Origin of the sequence: Actinacidiphila sp. DG2A-62 (assembly GCF_035825295.1) — a bacterium.
In the GTDB taxonomy this organism is placed as follows: domain Bacteria; phylum Actinomycetota; class Actinomycetes; order Streptomycetales; family Streptomycetaceae; genus Actinacidiphila.
Genome location: NZ_JAYMGI010000002.1, coordinates 3,256,123 through 3,274,367 on the forward strand (window position 1 = coordinate 3,256,123; position 18,245 = coordinate 3,274,367).

General features: G+C 73.2%; 13 protein-coding genes. 5 read left to right on the top strand and 8 right to left on the bottom strand.

What is annotated here, in order from left to right; all coding sequences use genetic code 11:
- Positions 1-150: 150 nt before the first annotated feature.
- Complete coding sequence (locus VSR01_RS14240; protein ID WP_442785458.1) at positions 151-2,028, bottom strand: glycoside hydrolase family 6 protein; 1,878 nt, start codon at positions 2,026-2,028, stop codon at positions 151-153.
- Between the two features lie 409 nt (positions 2,029-2,437).
- Positions 2,438-4,114, bottom strand: coding sequence for an FAD-binding dehydrogenase (locus VSR01_RS14245; RefSeq protein WP_326449581.1), 1,677 nt, complete (start codon positions 4,112-4,114; stop codon positions 2,438-2,440).
- A gap of 383 nt (positions 4,115-4,497) precedes the next feature.
- Between VSR01_RS14245 and gltX the strand changes: the two genes are divergently transcribed.
- Positions 4,498-5,880 (top strand): glutamate--tRNA ligase, encoded by a 1,383-nt coding sequence (gltX, locus tag VSR01_RS14250; protein WP_326453659.1) that lies wholly within the window; start codon positions 4,498-4,500, stop codon positions 5,878-5,880.
- Between the two features lie 166 nt (positions 5,881-6,046).
- On the opposite strand, the gene VSR01_RS14255 is transcribed toward gltX, so the two are convergent.
- Entirely contained in the window at positions 6,047-6,895 is an 849-nt protein-coding gene (locus VSR01_RS14255) for an SAM-dependent methyltransferase (RefSeq protein ID WP_326449582.1), read from the bottom strand.
- Positions 6,896-7,188: 293 nt separating this feature from the next.
- Here VSR01_RS14255 and VSR01_RS14260 point away from each other — a divergent pair, with 293 nt between their 5' ends.
- Positions 7,189-11,043 carry a S41 family peptidase gene (locus VSR01_RS14260; RefSeq protein WP_442785459.1) on the top strand — a complete coding sequence of 1,285 codons (3,855 nt, stop codon included), beginning with the start codon at positions 7,189-7,191 and terminating at the stop codon, positions 11,041-11,043.
- On the opposite strand, the gene VSR01_RS14265 is transcribed toward VSR01_RS14260, so the two are convergent.
- The 5 genes from VSR01_RS14265 to VSR01_RS14285 form a co-directional block, all read right to left on the bottom strand.
- A complete protein-coding gene (locus tag VSR01_RS14265) occupies positions 10,968-11,771 on the bottom strand; it encodes an endonuclease V (protein WP_326449584.1) in 804 nt (267 codons plus the stop codon). The two genes, VSR01_RS14260 and VSR01_RS14265, sit on opposite strands and share 76 nt — an antisense overlap.
- Before the next feature lie 641 nt (positions 11,772-12,412).
- On the bottom strand, positions 12,413-12,643 hold the full coding sequence (locus VSR01_RS14270; RefSeq protein WP_326449585.1) for a hypothetical protein: 231 nt from the start codon (positions 12,641-12,643) through the stop codon (positions 12,413-12,415).
- A 106-nt stretch (positions 12,644-12,749) separates the two neighbouring features.
- The gene (locus tag VSR01_RS14275) at positions 12,750-13,664 is read right to left on the bottom strand and encodes an SDR family oxidoreductase (RefSeq protein ID WP_326449586.1); all 915 of its coding nucleotides are present in this window, start codon (positions 13,662-13,664) and stop codon (positions 12,750-12,752) included.
- A complete protein-coding gene (locus VSR01_RS14280; protein ID WP_326449587.1) occupies positions 13,661-14,740 on the bottom strand; it encodes an alpha/beta fold hydrolase in 1,080 nt (359 codons plus the stop codon). Before VSR01_RS14280 ends, VSR01_RS14275 begins: the two co-directional genes overlap by 4 nt.
- The gene (locus tag VSR01_RS14285) at positions 14,737-16,242 is read right to left on the bottom strand and encodes a flavin-containing monooxygenase (RefSeq protein WP_326449588.1); all 1,506 of its coding nucleotides are present in this window, start codon (positions 16,240-16,242) and stop codon (positions 14,737-14,739) included. The genes VSR01_RS14280 and VSR01_RS14285 overlap by 4 nt, the downstream gene beginning before the upstream one ends.
- 325 nt (positions 16,243-16,567) lie before the next feature.
- Between VSR01_RS14285 and VSR01_RS14290 the strand changes: the two genes are divergently transcribed.
- The 3 genes from VSR01_RS14290 to VSR01_RS14300 all read left to right on the top strand — a co-directional run bounded on the left by VSR01_RS14290 (position 16,568) and on the right by VSR01_RS14300 (position 18,201).
- Positions 16,568-17,524 carry a MerR family transcriptional regulator gene (locus VSR01_RS14290; RefSeq protein WP_326449589.1) on the top strand — a complete coding sequence of 319 codons (957 nt, stop codon included), beginning with the start codon at positions 16,568-16,570 and terminating at the stop codon, positions 17,522-17,524.
- A gap of 156 nt (positions 17,525-17,680) precedes the next feature.
- Complete coding sequence (locus VSR01_RS14295; RefSeq protein ID WP_442785674.1) at positions 17,681-17,890, top strand: DUF2630 family protein; 210 nt, start codon at positions 17,681-17,683, stop codon at positions 17,888-17,890.
- Complete coding sequence (locus VSR01_RS14300) at positions 17,887-18,201, top strand: GNAT family N-acetyltransferase (protein ID WP_326449591.1); 315 nt, start codon at positions 17,887-17,889, stop codon at positions 18,199-18,201. The genes VSR01_RS14295 and VSR01_RS14300 overlap by 4 nt, the downstream gene beginning before the upstream one ends.
- Positions 18,202-18,245: the final 44 nt, after the last annotated feature.

The window sequence follows — 18,245 nt, forward strand, 5'->3', positions numbered from 1 at the left end:
GGCGGCCAGGCAGGGCGGCCGAGGTAGGGCGGCCGTGGGGCCGGCCGGGGACGCGGATCGGGCCCGAGGCGGGACCGCGGACCGGTCGAGTGACCGGCCGCAGCCCCGTCGCGGGCCCGGTGGGGGGAATCCGCTGCCAAGGTGCAGGTACTACGACAGCGGCGGGTACGCGTTCTGGATCAGCTGGTGGAACTCCGCCGAGAACCAGTGACCCGCGAGCGGCGCGTTGGGCAGGGCGCCGGTCGGGTTGTTGCCGTTGCGTGCGTTGCCGCCGTAGGTCGGGTCGCACATCTGGTCGAAGCCCTTGCCCTCGTCGTTGCTGACGGGCTGGCTCGCGCCGTCGGACTCACCCGGCGGCTTGATCCAGACGTAGGCGTCGATGTTCGCCGCGGGGGCGGCGGTCGGCCGTGCTCCGATGCCCGCGCCGGTCTGGTTGCACCAGTTGCCCGCGTGGATGCGTCGGTCGATGCGGCCGCCGTTCACGTAGGTGTCCACGCTGGTCGTGGCGCCCGGCCCGGAGGGACGCGCGGAGCCGCCCCAGCCGTTGCGGCCGGTGTCGATCAGCATGCCGATGGTGGACGGGAAGCCGTCGGAGATCAGCGTGTTGCGCAGGCCGAGCGCGTAGGACTGCTCGTCCACGTAGTTGTTCCAGTCGACCCACTTGGACTGCCGCACCGTGGTGCCGTTGACGGTGTCCGTCACCTTGAAGTTGGGCTCCACGGTGGCGCTGTAGTTCGCCGTGTTGGTGATGAAGCCCTGGACGTCGCCCAGGCTGGCGCCGTTGGTCGTGGCGACCTTGTAGAACTCCTGCGCGGACGGGCCGAGGTTGCTGTCCCAGCCGAGCCAGGCGTGGTGTCCGGCGTCGATGTAGTTGTACGTGTTCGACAGCGAGCCGAGCTGCCCCAGCGCGTAGCTGACGCCCTTCTCGTAGTTGCCGTTGGCCTTCATCGTGGCGCACGCGTCGGTGGAGCCGGCGGTGCCGCCCGCGTTGGTGACCAGGTTCGGCAGCGAGTCGGGCTCGATGATGTTCACGATCCGCAGGTTGGCGTACTTCGAGTCGCCTTCGAGCGCCTTGATCGGGTCGATGTAGTCGGTCTCGTACCGGCCGATCTCCGTCGGGCCCAGCTCGCCGTTGGACGCCAGCGCGGAGCAGTCGCGTCCGGGCAGGTCGTAGATGACGAACTCGATGGTCAGGGGCTGACCGCCGGCCTGGCTGACCGCCTCGTCGAGGTGGTCCTTGAGGCCCATGCCGCCGTTGACGCCGGCGATCGCGGCGATCCGGTCCAGCCACACCGCGGTGGACTGGTTCGCGATCGCGGAGCCGCCGTCGCCCGCGGCCTCGGCCGACCACTCGGGGTTCACGTAGCCCTTGGCGCCGACGTACGGGTTGTCGACCTTGCCGCCGGCCGGCGGAGTGGTGCCGCCCGTCGAGCCGCTGGTCGTGCCCGAGGAGGTGCCGCTGGACGTGCCCGACGACGTGCCGCTGGAGGTGCCGCTGGACGTGCCCGACGACGTGCCCGAGGAGGTGCCGGCGGACGTGCCGCTGGACGTTCCCGAGGAGGTGCCGGTCGACGTTCCCGTCGAGGTGCCTCCGTTGCTGCCCGTGCCGCCGCAGGCGACGCCGTTGAGCGTGAACGCGGTGGGCGAGGCGTTGGTGCCGCTGTAGGAGCCGTTGAAGCCGAAGCTGGCCGTGCCGCCCGTGGCGATCGCACCGTTGTAGGACAGGCTGGCGGCGGTGACCGCGGAACCCGTCTGGGAGATGTTGGCGTTCCAGCCCTGGGTGACCTTCTGGTTCCCGGCGAACGACCAGCCCAGCGTCCAGCTCGTCAGCGCCGGGCCGGTGTTGGTGACGGTCACGTTCGCGGTGAACCCGCTGTCCCAGGTGTTGGCCGTGTAGTTGACGGAACAGCCGGCCGTGGCCGCCGAAGCGGTCGAGGTGCTCATCGCCGCCGCGACGCCTGAGGCGACGACCAGTGCGCCCGCCGCGGCTATCGCGGCGGTTCTGCGCCTGACTATCGGGACTGCCATGTGCGAACAACCTCCATAGGGGGGATGTGACCCTCCGGAACTCGCCCGGGAGCCAAGGGAGGTGAAGCGATGGTGCCTTGGTGCCGTAATGCACTTGTGCGTCGATCACACCGGACGCGATGTCCGGCGGGTGCTCACTGTGGGGTTACACGCTCTTAACGTGGGAGCGCTCCCATAGTGGGCAGCGGCCCTCCCCCTGTCAATGCTTGAAGCAAGACAGGGAGCGAACCGGGCGCCCGGGCATGTCCTGAAGCGCATCCAGGGGACGCCGCCCGCGGGCGCGCGCCGGCCGCGCCGACATCCCACCGGCATCGCTCTGACGTGGGGGAACCTTCCGCGGGGCGCGGTCGTTCGACCTCGTGACCGGGTCCGCGCGACGCGCCCCGGGCGGACGGCAGGCCCCCGACCGCTACGCCGTCGCGCGCGCCGCCGCCCGCCCGGCGGCCCGCCCGGAGAACAGGCAGCCGCCCAGGAACGTCCCCTCGAGCGAGCGGTATCCGTGCATGCCCCCGCCGCCGAAACCGGCCGCCTCACCTGCGGCGTACAGACCCGGCAGCGGCGCGCCGCGCTCCTCGCTCCCCGCCGGGGCCGGGGTGAGCACCCGGGCGTCCAGGTCCGTCTCCAGACCGCCGAGCGACTTGCGCGTCAGGATGTTCAGCCGCACCGCGATCAGCGGCCCCGCCTTGGGGTCCAGCAGCCGGTGCGGCGCGGCGGTGCGGATCAGCTTGTCGCCCAGGTAGTTGCGCGTCCCTCGGATCGCCGTGACCTGCAGGTCCTTGGTGTACGCGTTGGCGATCTCCCGGTCGCGCGCCTCGATCTCGCCGCGCAGGCGTGCCTCGTCGATCAGCTGCTCGCCGGTCAGTGCGTTCATCCTCCGTACGAGGGCGGGCAGTTCGCGTTCCACGATGAAGTCGACGCCGTTGCGCATGAACGCCTCGACCGGGCCGGGGGCGCCCGGCCGCACCCGCTTGAGCACCTCGCGCACGCTCTTGCCGGTCAGGTCGGGGTTCTGCTCGGACCCGGAGAGCGCGAACTCCTTCTCGATGATCTTCTGGGTGAGCACGAACCACGTGTACTCGTGCCCCGTGCCCATGATGTGCTCCAGCGTCCCCAGGGTGTCGAAACCGGGGAAGTAGGGCACCGGCAGGCGGCGTCCGGTGGCGTCCAGCCACAGCGAGGACGGGCCGGGCAGGATGCGGATGCCGTGCCGGGCCCAGATCGGGTTCCAGTTCTCGATGCCCTCGGTGTAGTGCCACATCCGGTCGCCGTTGATGCCGGACGCGCCGGCGTCCTGCGCGATGCCCAGCATCAGGCCGTCCACATGCGCCGGCACGCCCGACAGCAGCTTCTTCGGCGGGGTGCCGAGGCGGGCGGGCCAGGCCGCCCGCACCAGGTCGTGGTTGCCGCCGATGCCGCCCGAGGTGACGATCACCGCCTGCGCCGTGAACGCGAACGCCCCCGTCACCTCGCGCGAGCTGGCCTCGCCGCGCTCGACGCCGCTGGGGGCCAGCACCTCGCCGGTGACGCCCTGCACCACGCCGTCGGTGACGGTCAGCCCGGTGACCCGGTGCCGGAATTTCAGCTGGACCCGGCCGCGCGCCGCGGCCTCCCGCACCAGCCGCTCGAACGGCGCGACCACCCCGGGGCCGGTGCCCCAGGTGATGTGGAAGCGGGGCACCGAGTTGCCCGGGCCGGTCGCCAGGAAGCCGCCGCGCTCGGCCCAGCCGACCACCGGGAAGATGCCGACGCCGTGCTCGCGCAGCCAGGCGCGCTTCTCACCGGCGGCGAAGTCGACGTAGGCGCGCGCCCACCGGCGCGGCCAGTAGTCCTCCGGCCGGTCGAAGCCGGCCGTGCCCAGCCAGTCCTGCCAGGCCAGCTCGACGCTGTCCTTGACCCGCATCCTCCGCTGCTCCGGCGAGTCCACCAGGAACAGCCCGCCGAAGGACCAGAACGCCTGCCCGCCGAGCGAGGCCTCCGGTTCCTGGTCCAGCAGGATCACCTTGCGTCCCGCCGCCGCCAGTTCCGCGGTGGCCACCAGCCCGGCCAGTCCCGCGCCCACCACCACGACGTCCGCGTCCAGCGCCATCGCCCGCTCCTGTCGTCCTGTCGTCCTGTCCACCGGTTCTCTGGATGGCCCGGCGCCGCCCGGACGGCCGCGGAGCGGTTGCGGCGGCCCCTCGCAGGGACGCCGGTTTCCACGACGCGACAGCTCCTGAACACCTCATGAGGACCCTCACGAGATTGCTCACGAGATCCTCATGAGGACATCGAGATCCTCACGAGGACATGAGGACGCGAGGTCGTCAGGACCTGCCGGCGGCCACCGGGGTTACCGGTCGGTACTCGCGTGTACGTTACGCGCGCGGCCGCGGCGAATCATTGGCGATGAGGTCACGAGATGGGGCCGATAGGCTGTGGCCCATGTCTGATGCCGCTCCCCGCGTACGCTTCGCCCCCTCGCCCACCGGCATGTTCCACGTCGGCGGCGCCCGCAGCGCCCTGTACAACTGGGCCGTCGCCCGCCGCTCCGGCGGCGCCTTCGTCCTGCGGATCGAGGACACCGACGCGGCGCGCAACAAGCCCGAGTGGATCGACGGCATCATCAGCGCGCTGTCGGCCATCGGCATCTCCGCGGCCGACCCGCACTTCGAGGGCCCGTACTTCCAGTCCGCCAACGCCGAGCGGCACCGCGAGGCGGCCCTCGGCCTGCACGCGTCCGGGCGCGCGTACTACTGCGACTGCACCCGCGAGATGCTCGCCGAGCGCACCGGCTCCCAGCAGCTCGGCTACGACGGCTTCTGCCGCGACCGCGGGCTGGCGTACGAGGAGGGCCGGGCGCTGCGCTTCCGCACCCCGGACGAGGGCGAGACGGTCGTCGTGGATCTGATCCGCGGCGAGCCGGCGTTCCCCAACAGCGCCATCGAGGACTTCGTGATCGCCCGCGGCGACGGCTCCCCGGTGTTCCTGCTCGCCAATGTGGTGGACGACCTCGACGAGGGCATCACCGAGGTGATCCGCGGCGAGGAGCACCTGTCCAACACCCCCAAGCAGCAGCTGCTGTGGGAGGCGCTCGGCGCGACGCCCCCCGTGTGGGCGCACCTGCCGGTGATCGTCAACGAGAAGCGCCAGAAGCTGTCCAAGCGCCGTGACAAGGTCGCCCTGGAGGACTACCTCGCCGAGGGCTACCTCCCCGAGGCCATGGTCAACTACCTGATGCTGCTGGGCTGGGGCCCGGGAGACGACCGCGAGATCCTGCCGTACGAGGAGCTGGAGGCGCTCTTCCGGGTCGAGGACGTCAACGGGTCGTCGGCGTTCTTCGACATCAAGAAGCTCACGGCGTTCAACGGCGAGTACATCCGCGCGCTGTCGCCGGCGGCGTTCGTCTCGGCGTGCGCGCCCTGGCTGACCGCGCCGCACGCGCCCTGGCCCGCCGACGCCTTCGACGAGGCGCTGTTCGAGTCGGTGGCCCCGCTGGCGCAGACCCGGGTCGCGGTCCTGTCCGAGATCACCTCCTACGTGGACTTCCTGTTCCTGGACGCCCCCGCCGACGACGAGGCGTCCTGGGCGAAGGCGATGAAGCCGGGCGCGCTGGAGCTGCTGCGTGACGCCCGTACGGCCTTCGAGGCGCTCCCGGCCGACGGATGGGAGCCGGAGCCGCTCAAGGCCGCCCTGGAGGGCGTCGCGGCCGGCCACGGCCTGAAGCTGGGCAAGGCGCAGGCGCCGGTCCGGGTGGCCGCGATGGGCCGCACGGTGGGGCTTCCGCTGTTCGAGTCCCTGGTGGCCCTGGGCCGCGAGCGCGCGCTGGCCCGCCTGGCGGCGGCGCAGGAGAAGCTGGCGGCGCAGCCGCAGTAGCGCGTGCGGCGCCGCGCCGGAGGGGCGCGGCGCCGGTTCGGGTGCGGCGGCGCGGGCGGTCGGCGGCGGGGACGCCGGCGCGTACACGTAGACCGCCGCAGGCATACCGGCCGCAGGCCGACGTTTCGGAGGCGTACGGGCGCGGATCCGTACGCCTCCTGCCGCCTCAGCCGGCCACGGGCACGAGCGTGAGGTACGCGATGCCGAGCACGCCCCGGTAGGCGGTGTACGCGGCGCGGTGGGCGTCGACCCTGCGCCGGGTCTCGTCGGCGAGCGGGTGGCCGGGGTGGGCGGCGAGCCACTCCTCGACGTCGGCCTGGTAGCCGGACTCGAAGTCGTCCCACTCGTCGGCGTTGGCCGTCTCGGTCCACTCGGGGCGGAAGCCGGCGTCGACCGCGAGGCCGACGAGGGCGCCGAGGTCGACGTGGTCGTCCGCGCCCGCGCCCGGCCACATCCGGGCCAGCTCGGCGGGCCGCGGCGTGCGCTCCCAGAAGCCCTCGCCGAGCAGCACCCGGCCGCCGGGCGCGACCAGCCGGCGCAGTTCGGCGAGCGCCTGCGGGGTGCGCCGCGGCGGCGGCGCCTGGCTGAGCGCCTGGCTGGCGCCCAGGCACAGCACGACGTCGGCGGGGCCTCGTGCGGTGCCGAGCGCGGACTCCTCGACGAAGGCCGCGCGGTCGTCGAGTGCGCGGTCGGCGGCGTTGCGCCGGCCGCGGTCGAGATCCTCGGCGTTCAGGTCGAGGCCGGTGCCGGTCGCGCCGGGCGCGGCGGCCAGCAGGCGCAGCATCAGCTCGCCCCAGCCGCAGCCGACGTCCAGGACGCTGCGCGGACCGGTGCGGGCCAGCCGGGCGACCATGCGGGCGGCCCGCTCGTCGGACAGCGGCCCGTGGAAGTCCAGCCGGGTCAGCCGCGGCGGCCCGTCGCCGCGCGCGGTCCCGGCGGCGTCGGGGACGGGGGTCGCCGAAATCCCGGCGGGGGTCTGCGCGGCCGTCTGCGGCGTGTGCTCGTACTCGGTCATGGGGCGCGACGATAGGCGAGGCGGGCGGTGCGACGACAACGTTTTTCCGGTGACGTCGCGGCCTATGCGCCGCCGCGACCTATGCGACGCCGCGACCTATGCGACGCCGCGATGCCTCCGGGGTCCGCGGGCTGTGCAGGGGGCGCGCAGCGGCAGGGGCGGGGCAGGCGCGGAGACGAGGCGCGACGGGGCTCGGCGGGGCAGGCGCGGAGACGAGGCGCGACGGGGCTCGGCGGGGCGCGGCGGGGCGCGGCGGGCGGGAAAAGTTGCTGGGCCCAGCGGGGCCCCGAACCATGGGAGAGGTGAGCGATGGCGCGTACCTCCGGTTCCCGCACGTGCACGGCGAGCTGCTCTGCTTCGCCGCCGAGGACGACCTCTGGGTGGCCCCGCTCGGGCCACCCGGCGGTGCGCCCGGGCGCGCGTGGCGCGTCACCGCCGACCGTACGCGGGTGGGTCCGGCGCGCTTCTCACCCGACGGTACGACGATCGCCTTCACCACCTGGCGCAGCCTGGACCCGGAGGTGTACGTCGTCCCGGTGGACGGCGGCACGTCCCGACGATTGACGTACTGGGGCAGCACCGACACCAGGGTGTGCTCGTGGACGCCGGACGGCCATGTGCTGGCCGTCTCCTCCCACGGTCAGCCGTTCGCCCACCACACCTGGGCGCACAGCGTGCCGATCGAGTGCGAGCCCGGCGCGCCGCTGCCGTGGGGGCCGGTGTCGGACATCGCCGTGCAGGACCGGCCGTCGCCCGAGGGCTGCGGCACCGGCACCGAGCGCCGCACCCTGCTGCTCACCGGTACGCCGCCGCACGAGCCGCACGCCTGGAAGCGCTACCGCGGCGGCGCGACCGGCCGACTGTGGCTGCACGGCGAGCGCCTGGTGCCCGAGCTCGACGGCCATCTGGCCTCGCCGATGTTCGTCGCCGGGCGCATCGCCTTCCTGTCCGACCACGAGGGCGTCGGCAACCTCTACTCCTGCGCACCCGACGGCTCCGACCTGCGCCGCCACACCGACCACGCCGACTTCTACGCCCGCAACGCCGCCACCGACGGCGAGCGCGTGGTCTACCAGTGCGCGGGCGAGCTGTGGCTGGTCGAGGACCTCGCCGCCCCCGACGCGGTGCCCCGGCGCCTGGACATACGCCTGGCCGGCCCGCGCAGTGGCCGCCGTCCCTACCAGGTGCCCGCGTCCTCCAACGTCGACGGCCTGGCCATGGACCGCACCGGCCGCGCGAGCGCCGTCTGCGTCCGCGGCAGCCTCTACTGGCTCACCCACCGCGACGGTCCGGCCCGCACCATCTCCGACGTGCCGGGCGCGCGCGTGCGCCTGCCGGAGATGCTCGGCGACACCGGTGTGGTCGCGTACGTCACCGACGCCGGGGGTGAGGACGGCATCGAGCTGGCGCAACTGCCGGGGCGCGCCTCGCGGGCCCTGTCCCGCGGGCCGCAGACCGCCGCGGACGTCACCGCGGACGTCACCGCCGACGACCTCGCCGCGGACCTGGCCGCAGGCGCGGCGGGCGCGGACGCCGGCGGTGCGGACGCCGTCCCCGTCGCCACCCGTACAGGTTCCACGCGCTGGCCGGACACCGCATCGTCGGACGATCACTCTTCCGACGAGCGTTCTTCGTACAGCGGCGACCGGCTCACCTCCGGCGGTGGCGGTGATATGACCGGTGACGGTGGCAGTGAGGGTGACAGCGGGGGCGGCACAGGGGGTGACGGCGGCGGCCCGGACGGCCGGGGCGGCACCGGCGGCCGGGGCGCGGGTGAGGCTTCCGCGCGCGGTGTCGACGGTGACGACGACGCGGTCGCCCGACTGGCCGTGGGCAGGCTCGGCCGCGTCCTGGAGATGGTGTCGTCACCCGACGGCGGCACCCTGGCGGTGGCCGCCCACGACGGTCGGCTGCTGCTGGTGACCACCGGTGAAGGTGACGACGCGGTCGGATCATCCGATGTGGCGAGCGACGCGGCGGACGATACGACCGGTGGGGGTGACCCGGGCGACGAGGGTGACTTCGCGGGCGCCGCCTTGACGCGGCCGGACCCCGGGCCGGGCCGCCGCGGTCACGTCCAGGAGCTGGTGCGCTCCACCAACGGCCCGGTCCGTGACCTGGCCTTCTCCCCCGACTCCGCGTGGCTGACCTGGTCACACCCGGGTGTGGGGCGTTCACTGCGCTCCATCAGGATCGCCCGACTGGCCGACCATACGATCATCGACGTCACCGATGGCCGCTTCGAGGACGAGCAGCCCGTCTTCACCCCTGACGGCCGATACCTGGCGTTCCTGTCCTGGCGCGGCTTCGACCCGGTGTACGACGTCCACACCGGCGACCTGTCGTTCCCGCTCGGCTGCCGCCCGTACCTGGTGCCGCTGAACTCCGCGACGCCCTCGCCATTCGCGCTGCGCGTCGAGGGCAGCCCGGTCGGCGCCGGCCTGGAACCGGGCGAGAGCGGCGACGGCCCGGTCGTCGTGGAGACGGAGGGTCTGCCCAGCCGGGTCGTGCCGTTCCCCGTCGCCGCCTCCAAGTACTCGTCCCTCGAACCGGTCGCCGGCGGCCTGGTGTGGCTGCGCTGGCCGATCTCCGGGGCCCTCGGCGAGACCTTCGTCAACCCCGCCGACCCCTCCGCCCGCCCGACCCTGGAGTTCTTCAGCCTCGGCAAGTCCAAGCGCGTCGAACTGGTCCGCCACATGGACTGGTACGCCGTCAGCGGCGACGGCGAGCGCCTGGCGGTCTTCGACGAGGGAGAGCTGGCGGTGCTGCCGGCCACCGAGCGCGGCGACGACGACACGACCGTGTACGTCGACATGCGCCGCATCCTGCACGAGGTCGACCCCGCCGCGGAGTGGCGCCAGTCCTACGCCGAGGCCAGGCTGATCCGCGACTACTTCTGGGCGCCCGACATGTGCGGCGTCGACTGGCCGGCGATCCTCGACCAGTACCGGCCGCTGGTGGAGCGCGTCGCCACCCCCGACGAGTACGCCGACCTGCTGCGCGAGGTGCTCGGCGAGCTGGGCACCTCCCACGCGTACGTGCAGCCCGCCCGCCGCAACGAGGGCCCGCCGCACTACCAGCGCCCCATCGGCCTGCTCGGCGCGGACTTCCGCCACGACAAGAACGACGGCACCTGGTCGGTCGCGCGCATCCTGCCGGGCGAGTCCTCCGACTCCAAGGCGCGGTCGCCGCTGGCCGGCACCGGCATTCGCGAGGGCGCGGTCCTCACCCACGTCGACGGCCGCCCGGTGCTGTCGCACGCGGGACCGTACCCGCTGCTCGCGGGCGCCGGCGGGACGACGGTCGAGCTGACGTTCCGGCCGCCGGGGGGCCGCGGCGCGCCCCGCAGGGTCGCCGTCGTGCCGCTGGTCGACGAGCGGCCGCTGCGCTACCAGCACTGGGTGGCCCGGCGCCGCAAGCTGGTGCGCCGGCTCAGCGGCGGCCGCTGCGGCTACCTGCACATCCCCGACATGGGCGGGTCGGGCTGGGCGCAGTTCAACCGCGACCTGCGCAAGGAGGTCGCCTACGACGCCCTGCTGGTCGACGTGCGCGGCAACGCCGGCGGCAACATCAGTGAACTCGTCGTCGAGAAACTCACCCGAAAGGTGCTCGGCTGGGACCTCACCCGCAACGCCCAGCCGGTGTCGTACGCCAGCGGCGCCCCGCGCGGCCCGGTCGTGGCGATCGCCGACGAGGCGACGTCCTCGGACGGCGACATGATCACCGCGGCGTTCAAGCTGCTCGGCCTCGGGCCGGTGGTGGGCCTGCGCACGTGGGGCGGAGTGGTCGGCATGACGGGCCGTCACCGCCTGGGCGACAACACGGTGATCACCGTGCCGATGAACGCCGCCTGGTTCGACGACTACGGCTGGGCGGTGGAGAACCACGGCGTCGCGCCCGACATCGAGTGCCTGCGCACGCCCCTCGACTGGGCGGAGGGCCGCCACGGGCAGCTCGCGGTGGCGGTGCGCACGGCCCTGGAGCTGCTGGAGCGCAGCCCGGCGGCGGTGCCGCCGGACCTGTCCGCGCGGCCCGACCGCGCCCGCCCGCCGCTCCCTCCGCGCCCCGGCCCTCAGCCGCCGCCCGACCAGGCGCCACCGGCCCCCGCGTCACCGGACCAGCCCCCGCCCGGACCGTCAGCCGGCTGAGCGCCGGCCGTCACCTCGCGCAACCGGGCGCGCGAGAGCCGGTCGGCCCAGCGCGTCGTCTCGGGCAGCCGGTAGCGCGGCGCGAGCCGCAGCGCGTGTACGCAGGCGCGGTCCAGCCCGATGCCGCCGCCGACGGACACGAACACCGGCTTGACGCCTTCTTGCGTCCGCAGCGCCCGACCGACGACCTCGCCGCCGTCGGCCGTCAGCGGCGCGCTGTCCCCGCGCCGCGGCCCGGGCGGTTCGTGCTCGAACACGAACGGCGCCTTCGCCACGCCGAAGCACGGCAGCCCGGTCAGCACCCCCAGATGCACGGCCAGCCCGGCCCGTCGCGGGTGCGCGATCCCGTACCCGTCGCAGACGATCAGGTCGGGTGTTGCCTTCACCCGCTCCAACGCTTCCATCACGGACGGAAGTTCCCGGAACGCCAGAAGTCCTGGAACGTATGGAAATCTGCTCACGCCTTCCACGAGCACGGTCTCCAGCGGTTCCAACGTCCCCGCGTCCAGCACCACAGCCGCGGCGACCAGCCGTTCACCCCCCTTGTCGTACGAGACGTCCACTCCCGCGACCCGCCCCACGTCCCCCACCGCGGGTCCTTCGACGTCCAGCACGGCCCGCTCGGCGAGCGCCGCCTGAACCTCCAGCGCCTCCCCCACCGTCCCCGGCCACGCCACCCGCCCCACCCCCTCGACATCCCCCGCCACTACGCGGTCTCCCCGCACCATGGCCGCACGCTACCGGTGCACCACCGCGCCTCCTGGCACGATCCACCGGCACGCGCCGCGGAGACCCCGCCACGCTTCAGCGCACCGAATGCAACCGGCAATCCCGACGGCGGCGACCTATGAACGCTCTGCGTGATTCAGATCGGCCGACTTCGCCGTCGAATAGCGTCAGACACCCAGAAGGCCGATAGAACTGAACACCAACGGCGCCTTAACAGGCATTCAGCAAGATGCATCCCATTGAGGCGAAGCACCCCGACGTTCACCCGAAAGCCAAGCCACCGCCTGGAAATCCGCAAGTCCAACGGAGCGCAGTTGTACTACTCGGCTCGTCACCAGCTCGCCCTACACGGGAGCGGACTGGAACGCGGCCGGGCCGCTGCAGATCGGGCGGAGGCTGTACCAGGGCAGCTACGGCGAGTACGCCAACGGCTGGATCAGTGACGTGGAGACGTTCGACGAAGCGCTCACGCCCGCGGGCGTCTCGGCGCTGGAGGGTGACATCCCGGTTCCGGCGCAACTGAGCTGATCTTCGTCCAGCGCGCGAAGGAGGGGCACCCCCGGCGGGGTGCCCCTCCTCGTGTCACGGGGTTCGCGTGGCCGCGGCGCGCGGGAACGCGCCGGGCAGGCGGCAGTTCAGGTCAGGCGTCCCACTCGTCCTGCTCGCGCCGGCCGTCGCGGCCCATGCGCTCGCGGGCCTGGTCGCGGGCGTCGGAGGCGCGCTCCTGCAGCTCGTCCTGCATGCCGCCGCGCTGCGGGTCCTCGGAGTTCTCCGAGCCGGGGGCGGACTTGCCGCGCCGGTTGCCGAGCTGCTCCTTGGCGTCGTCCGCGACCTCGCCGGCCTTGTCCTTGAACTGGTCGAAAGCACCCATGGTTACTCCTCCTGGAGTGTGTGGGAGTGGGGCCTCGACAAGGTTGACATGCAGGGATGACCCTCGCATCTTGGGACAATAACCCCAGGTCAGTGGGTGGCTACGCTCAGCATTGGTCACACTGTGTGATCGGCGGACGAGACGCGCGCCGCTTCGTCGGCCGCTCCTCCCCGCCCCACCAGGCCGCGCGGGCCTCCCGCGCCGCCGCCCAACGCCGTTCCCGCGCGCCGCAGCTCGCGCTGCCCGAGGGGCCGGCGATGACGGACGGCAGGTGGCCGCGCAGCGGCTGCATCCCGCGCAGCCACCACTGTCCGTACACATGAGGCGATCGTCGGATGATCCCGGTGACGAGGCGGTCGACGGCCGGCTCCAGCGGGTAGGTGCGGTTGGTCGGCCAGGGCAGGCGGGCGCGCATCTGCCGCAGCGCGTCGTCCTCGTCGGCGCCGCGCACCATGTCGGTGTCGGTCCAGCTGAGGTAGCCGACGCCCACGCCGACGCCCTGGACGCCGAGTTCCGCGCGCACGCTGTGCGCGAACGCCTCCACGCCCGACTTGCTCGCGCAGTAGGCGGCCATCAGCGGTGCCGGGGTGATCGCCGCGAGCGATGCGATCTGCAGGTAATAGCCGCGCGAGGCGACCAGCGCCGGCATGAACGCGCGCGCGGTGGCGACGCTGCCGAGGAGGTTGACCTGGATCACCCGGTCGAACGCGTCGGGGTCGGACTCCAGGAACGGGCCGCCGGTGGCGACGCCCGCGTTCGCCACGACGACGTCGACCCGGCCGAAGCGCGCGGCGATCTCCCGCGCGGCCTGCGCCATGGCGGTGCGGTCGGTGACGTCGGCGGTCCAGTGCGCGGCCTCACCCGGGAGTGACGTCGCGACGTTCATCAGCTCATCGGGCTCCAGTCCGACGAGTGCGAGCCGCGCGCCGCGCACCGCGAGCTTGCGCGCCAGCATGGCGCCCACGCCGCGGGCGGCGCCGGTGACGACGACGACCTTGCCGTGCAGCGATGTTCGGCTCATGCGCTCTTCTCCTTCTCGACGTCGTCGGCCCTGCCGGCGTCGCGGGCGTTGCTGATGTCGCTGCCGTTTCGGGCATCGCGGACGGCGCCGGCTTTCCGGACGACGCCAGCGACATCGCCGGCTTCGCCGACATCCCCGACATCCCCGACGACGGCGGCCGCGTTCGTCGCACCGTCTGCCCGCAGGTGATCGGCGACCAGCGTGCGTATCGCCCGTGCGACCGCGTCCGGGTCCTCGATGGGCGTCATGTGGCCGAGCCCGGGCAGTTCGGTGACTCCCAGGGAGTCGGGCAGTGCGGCCGCCATCGCGTGGGCGTGCACCTTGGGGGTGAGTTTGTCGTGGGTGCCGACGAGGACGGCGGTGGGCGCGGTGATCGCGGCGAGTTCCGCGTCGAGGTCGAGCACGGCCAGCACCCTGCCCCATGCCGACCGCTGCCGGGCGCGGCACGCGTGCACGATGCGCGCGGTGAAGGTCACCTGTTCGGGGGTGGGGGCGACGCCGAGGATGCCGTATGCCAGGGCGGCCTTCGACAGCGCGGTCACCGGCCCGAGTGGCATGCGCGACACGAGGAGTTGACGGTGGATCAGGTGGCGCAGGCGTCGTGCGCCGATCCGCGGCGGCAGCACCTCGGTCGCTCCGAGCAACCGACCGCTGCCGGTGCTGGCGAGCAGCACGGCGGCGGTACGGTCGGCGACCGGCGACCGACCGGACGCCGCCATGATCGTCATACCGCCCATCGAGTGGCCTGCGAGGACCGCGCGTTCACCGTCCGGTACGACCGCTTCCAGTACGGCTTGCAGATCATCGGCCAGGCGCGCCGTCGAGTAACCCGCGCGGGTGGCCGGCGCAGCGCTGCGGCCGTGGCCGCGCTGGTCGTAGGCGACGATCCGGTGATCGGCGGCCAGCAGCCGTACGACCGGCGCCCAGAACAGCGTCGAGCACGTCCACCCGTGCGACAACACGACCGTGGGACCGTCGGCGCGGCCGTACTCCGCGACGTGCAGTCGCGTCCCGTCCGCTGATACGACGGTCGTCTCGCGGCGCGCGGGCACCGCTTCGTAGGGCGTGGCGTTCACGAGACCGCCTCCACCGACCGCTGCGGCGCGGCGACCGGCGCCAGCTGTTCGTACTCCGACAGCCGCAGCTGCCGGGTGGCCCGCCGGAACTCCGCCGTGGTGCCCGGCCAGGCAGTGGTGTTGCGGCCGTTGGCGTCCAGGTACCAGCTCTGGCAGCCGCCGGTGTTCCACACGGTGCGCGAGACGCGGCGCTGCATCTCCTCGTTCCACGCCGCGACCGCCGCCGGCTTGGCGTCCAGGGCCGCGGCGCCCGTGCGTTCCAGTGTCTTCAGATAGTCGGCCATGTAGTTGAGCGATGATTCGATCATCAGGATCATCGAGCTGTTCCCGAGGCCGGTGTTGGGGCCGACGATGAACACCAGGTTGGGGAACCCGTCGACGGTGCAGCCGCGCAGCGCGGCCATGCCGTTCTTCCAGTGGTCGCTGAGCGAGCGGCCGTCCGATCCGATGATCCTGTCGCCGATCGGCATGTCGGTGACGTGGAAGCCGGTTCCGAAGATGATCGCGTCGACGTCGCGCTCGGTGCCGTCGGCGGTGACCACCGTCGAGCCGCGCACCTCGGTGAGCGCGGAGGTGACCACCTCGGTGTTGGGCTGGGCGAGCGCCGGGTAGTACGTGTTGGACAGCAGGATGCGCTTGCACCCGATCGTGTAGTCGGGGGTGAGCCGGGCCCGCAGTTCCGGGTCCTTGACCGAACGCCGAAGGTGCGTGCGCGCGACCCGTTCGGCGGCCTTCATCAGCTTCGGCTGCCGCACGAAGGCGCCCACCTGGAACTCCCGGATCAGCCACAGCAGCCCGCGCCGCGCCCTCGCGGTCCCCGGCACGTTGCCGTGCAGCCACCGCTCCACGGCGCCGATGGGGCGGTCGGCGCGCGGCAGCACCCAGGGCGGGGTGCGCTGGATGACCGTCAGCCTCCCCACCTCGGGCTGGATCGAGGGCACGATCTGGATCGCCGATGCGCCGGTGCCGACCATGGCGACCCGTTTGCCCTTCAGGTCGTAGTCGTGGTCCCAGCGCGAGGAGTGGAAGACGGCGCCGGGGAAGCTCTCGATCCCCGGGATGTCGGGGATCTTGGGGTCCGACAGGGCGCCGGTGGCGGAGACCACGACGTCCGCGGTCAGGTCGCCGGCGGCGGTCGACAGGCGCCACTGCCGCGCCTCGCCGTCCCAGCGCGCCTCGCGCACCTCCGCGCCGAACCGCAGGTGCGGCCGCAGTCCGAAGGTGTCCGTCACCCGTTCGAGGTACGCCTGGATGTGCTCTTGGCCAGAGAAGGCGCGCGGCCAGTCCGGGTTGGGCGCGAAGGAGAACGAGTACAGGTGCGAGGGCACGTCGCAGGCGCACCCGGGGTAGCTGTTGTCGCGCCAGGTGCCGCCCACCGCGTGCGCGCGCTCCAGGATCACGAAGTCGGTGATCCCCTCGCGCCGCAACCGTACGCCCACGCCCAGCCCGCCGAAACCGGAGCCGATCACCGCCACCCGTACGTGTCCGAGATCGCCGTCCATGGCACCACCCTTCGTTTCCGACTCCGCCGCCTTCGTTCCGGCCCGCCCGGCCGCCGCGGCGCCACGAGCATTGCGCCAGCAATCACTGGCACGATGGCACACTCGGACTGTAGGGCACGCGGGTTACCGGCGGTAGAGGGCGGAGGGAATTCATTACCGACCGGTAGCGCCAGGTGTCGTGCCGGGGCGATCGCCCCGGCGCGCCGAACCCGTCCGGCCGCGCACCGCACCACGCCCCACTCCACATCGCACCCGCGCACCGCACCCCGCATCTCGCACCACGCACCCCGCGGGACACGATCACGTCACCCCATAGGCTGACCGTGTGGACGACAAGGCACCCGGCGCGCGCGAATACCGAGTCGAGGAACTGGCCCGGGCAGCCGGCATCCCTGTCAGGACGCTGCGTTTCTACCGGGAGCGCCGTCTGCTGCCGCCGCCGCGCCGGGACGGCCGGATCGCGTGGTACTCCGAGGACCACCTGGCGCGGCTGCGCACCATCGCCGCGCTCCTGGACCGCGGCCACACCCTGGGGGGCATCGCCGACCTCATCGCCGCGTGGGAGAAGGGGCGCACGCTGGACGGCGTCGCCGAGCTCCTGGGGCTGGAGAGCGCCCTCACGACGCCATGGTCCGACGAGACGCCGGTAAGGCTCACCCCCCAGGAGCTCGCCGATTACTTCGGCGCCGACGTCAGCCCCGAGAACCTCACCTCCGCCCTGGAGATCGGCTACATCGCGGTCGACGGCGAGAACGTCATCCACATCAGCCGGCGCCTCCTGGACGCCTCGGCCGCGCTCGTACGCGAAGGGGTGCCGCTGTCGGCGGTGCTCGACGCGGGCCGCCAGGTCAGGGCCCACGTCGACGCGATCGCCGACCTGTTCACCCAGGTGGTCAAGACGCACGTGCTCGGTCCGGGGGCCGCGTCCGGCGTTCCCACGGAGTCCGGAGCCTCCAGCGCGCTCGGCCCGGCCGGTGCTCCCGCCGCGTCCGCCGAGGAGGGCGCGGACGCCACGGCGGCGCCCACGGGCGGCACCGGCGCCGCTCCCGACATCGCCGGGATCTCGCAGTCCCTGCAACGGCTGCGCCCCCTGGCGAAGAACATCGTCGAGGCGGAGATGTCCCTCGCCATGGACCGCCGCGTCCGCGCCGAGATCGACGCGTGGATGCGCGAAGGCGCGCCCCCAGGGGCCGCGGCCGGCCGGGGCGACACCCCCAGGGGCGGCGAGAGCGAGGGCGACGGCCTGGAGCGCGGCTCGACCCAGGGCTCCGGCGACGCCTGATCTCCCGCTGATCTCCCGCGCCCGATCGCCTGCGTTCCCGCGCGCGACCTGCAAGAGTGGAAGAGCCGGACCGACCGGCCGCGAATCGGGAGGTGTCCCGTGCAAGAGCCCCACGACACCAAGGCGGAGCAGGCCATCCTGGGCCGCATCAGCCAGATGGTCGCCGACGAGAAGATCCTGCGCGACCTGCTCGCCCAGGGCGGCATCGACGGCGGGACCGAACGCGAGCGGCTCGCCACCCTGGAACGCGAGCTGGACCAGTGCTGGGACCTGCTGCGCCAGCGCCGCGCGCTCACCGAGGCGGGTGAGGACCCCGGCGCCGCCCGCGTGCGCCCCTCCTCCACCGTCGAGGGCTACCGGTCGTGAGCGGGGACAGCCCCGTCACCGTCACCGACGACCCGCAGGCGCGGCGCTACGAAGCCCGTGTCGCCGGCAGCCTCGCCGGCGTGCTCGCTTATATGCGCACGCCCGACCTGATCGCCCTGGTGCACACCGAGGTCGACGAGGCGTACGAGGGCCAGGGCGTCGGCTCCGCCCTGGCGCGGGCCGCCCTGGACGAGGCGCGTGAGCAGTCGACGCGGGTGGTGGTGATCTGCCCGTTCGTGGAACGCTGGCTCACCCGGCACCCGGAGTACGGCGACCTGCGCTACGAACCCGCGAGCAAGGTCACCGACTGACCCCCGCGCGGAGGGCCGGCCGGTCCGGGTGACTCGTCTCCCTG

What these genes read in the sequence shown, in the direction of transcription:
- VSR01_RS14240 (WP_442785458.1), bottom strand. Translation starts at nt 2,028, where the DNA reads ATGGCAGTCCCGATAGTCAGGCGCAGAACCGCCGCGATAGCCGCGGCG.
- VSR01_RS14245 (WP_326449581.1), bottom strand. Translation starts at nt 4,114, where the DNA reads ATGGCGCTGGACGCGGACGTCGTGGTGGTGGGCGCGGGACTGGCCGGG.
- gltX (WP_326453659.1), top strand. Translation starts at nt 4,498, where the DNA reads ATGTTCCACGTCGGCGGCGCCCGCAGCGCCCTGTACAACTGGGCCGTC.
- VSR01_RS14255 (WP_326449582.1), bottom strand. Translation starts at nt 6,895, where the DNA reads ATGACCGAGTACGAGCACACGCCGCAGACGGCCGCGCAGACCCCCGCC.
- VSR01_RS14260 (WP_442785459.1), top strand. Translation starts at nt 7,189, where the DNA reads ATGGGAGAGGTGAGCGATGGCGCGTACCTCCGGTTCCCGCACGTGCAC.
- VSR01_RS14265 (WP_326449584.1), bottom strand. Translation starts at nt 11,771, where the DNA reads ATGGTGCGGGGAGACCGCGTAGTGGCGGGGGATGTCGAGGGGGTGGGG.
- VSR01_RS14270 (WP_326449585.1), bottom strand. Translation starts at nt 12,643, where the DNA reads ATGGGTGCTTTCGACCAGTTCAAGGACAAGGCCGGCGAGGTCGCGGAC.
- VSR01_RS14275 (WP_326449586.1), bottom strand. Translation starts at nt 13,664, where the DNA reads ATGAGCCGAACATCGCTGCACGGCAAGGTCGTCGTCGTCACCGGCGCC.
- VSR01_RS14285 (WP_326449588.1), bottom strand. Translation starts at nt 16,242, where the DNA reads ATGGACGGCGATCTCGGACACGTACGGGTGGCGGTGATCGGCTCCGGT.
- VSR01_RS14295 (WP_442785674.1), top strand. Translation starts at nt 17,681, where the DNA reads ATGGTCGCCGACGAGAAGATCCTGCGCGACCTGCTCGCCCAGGGCGGC.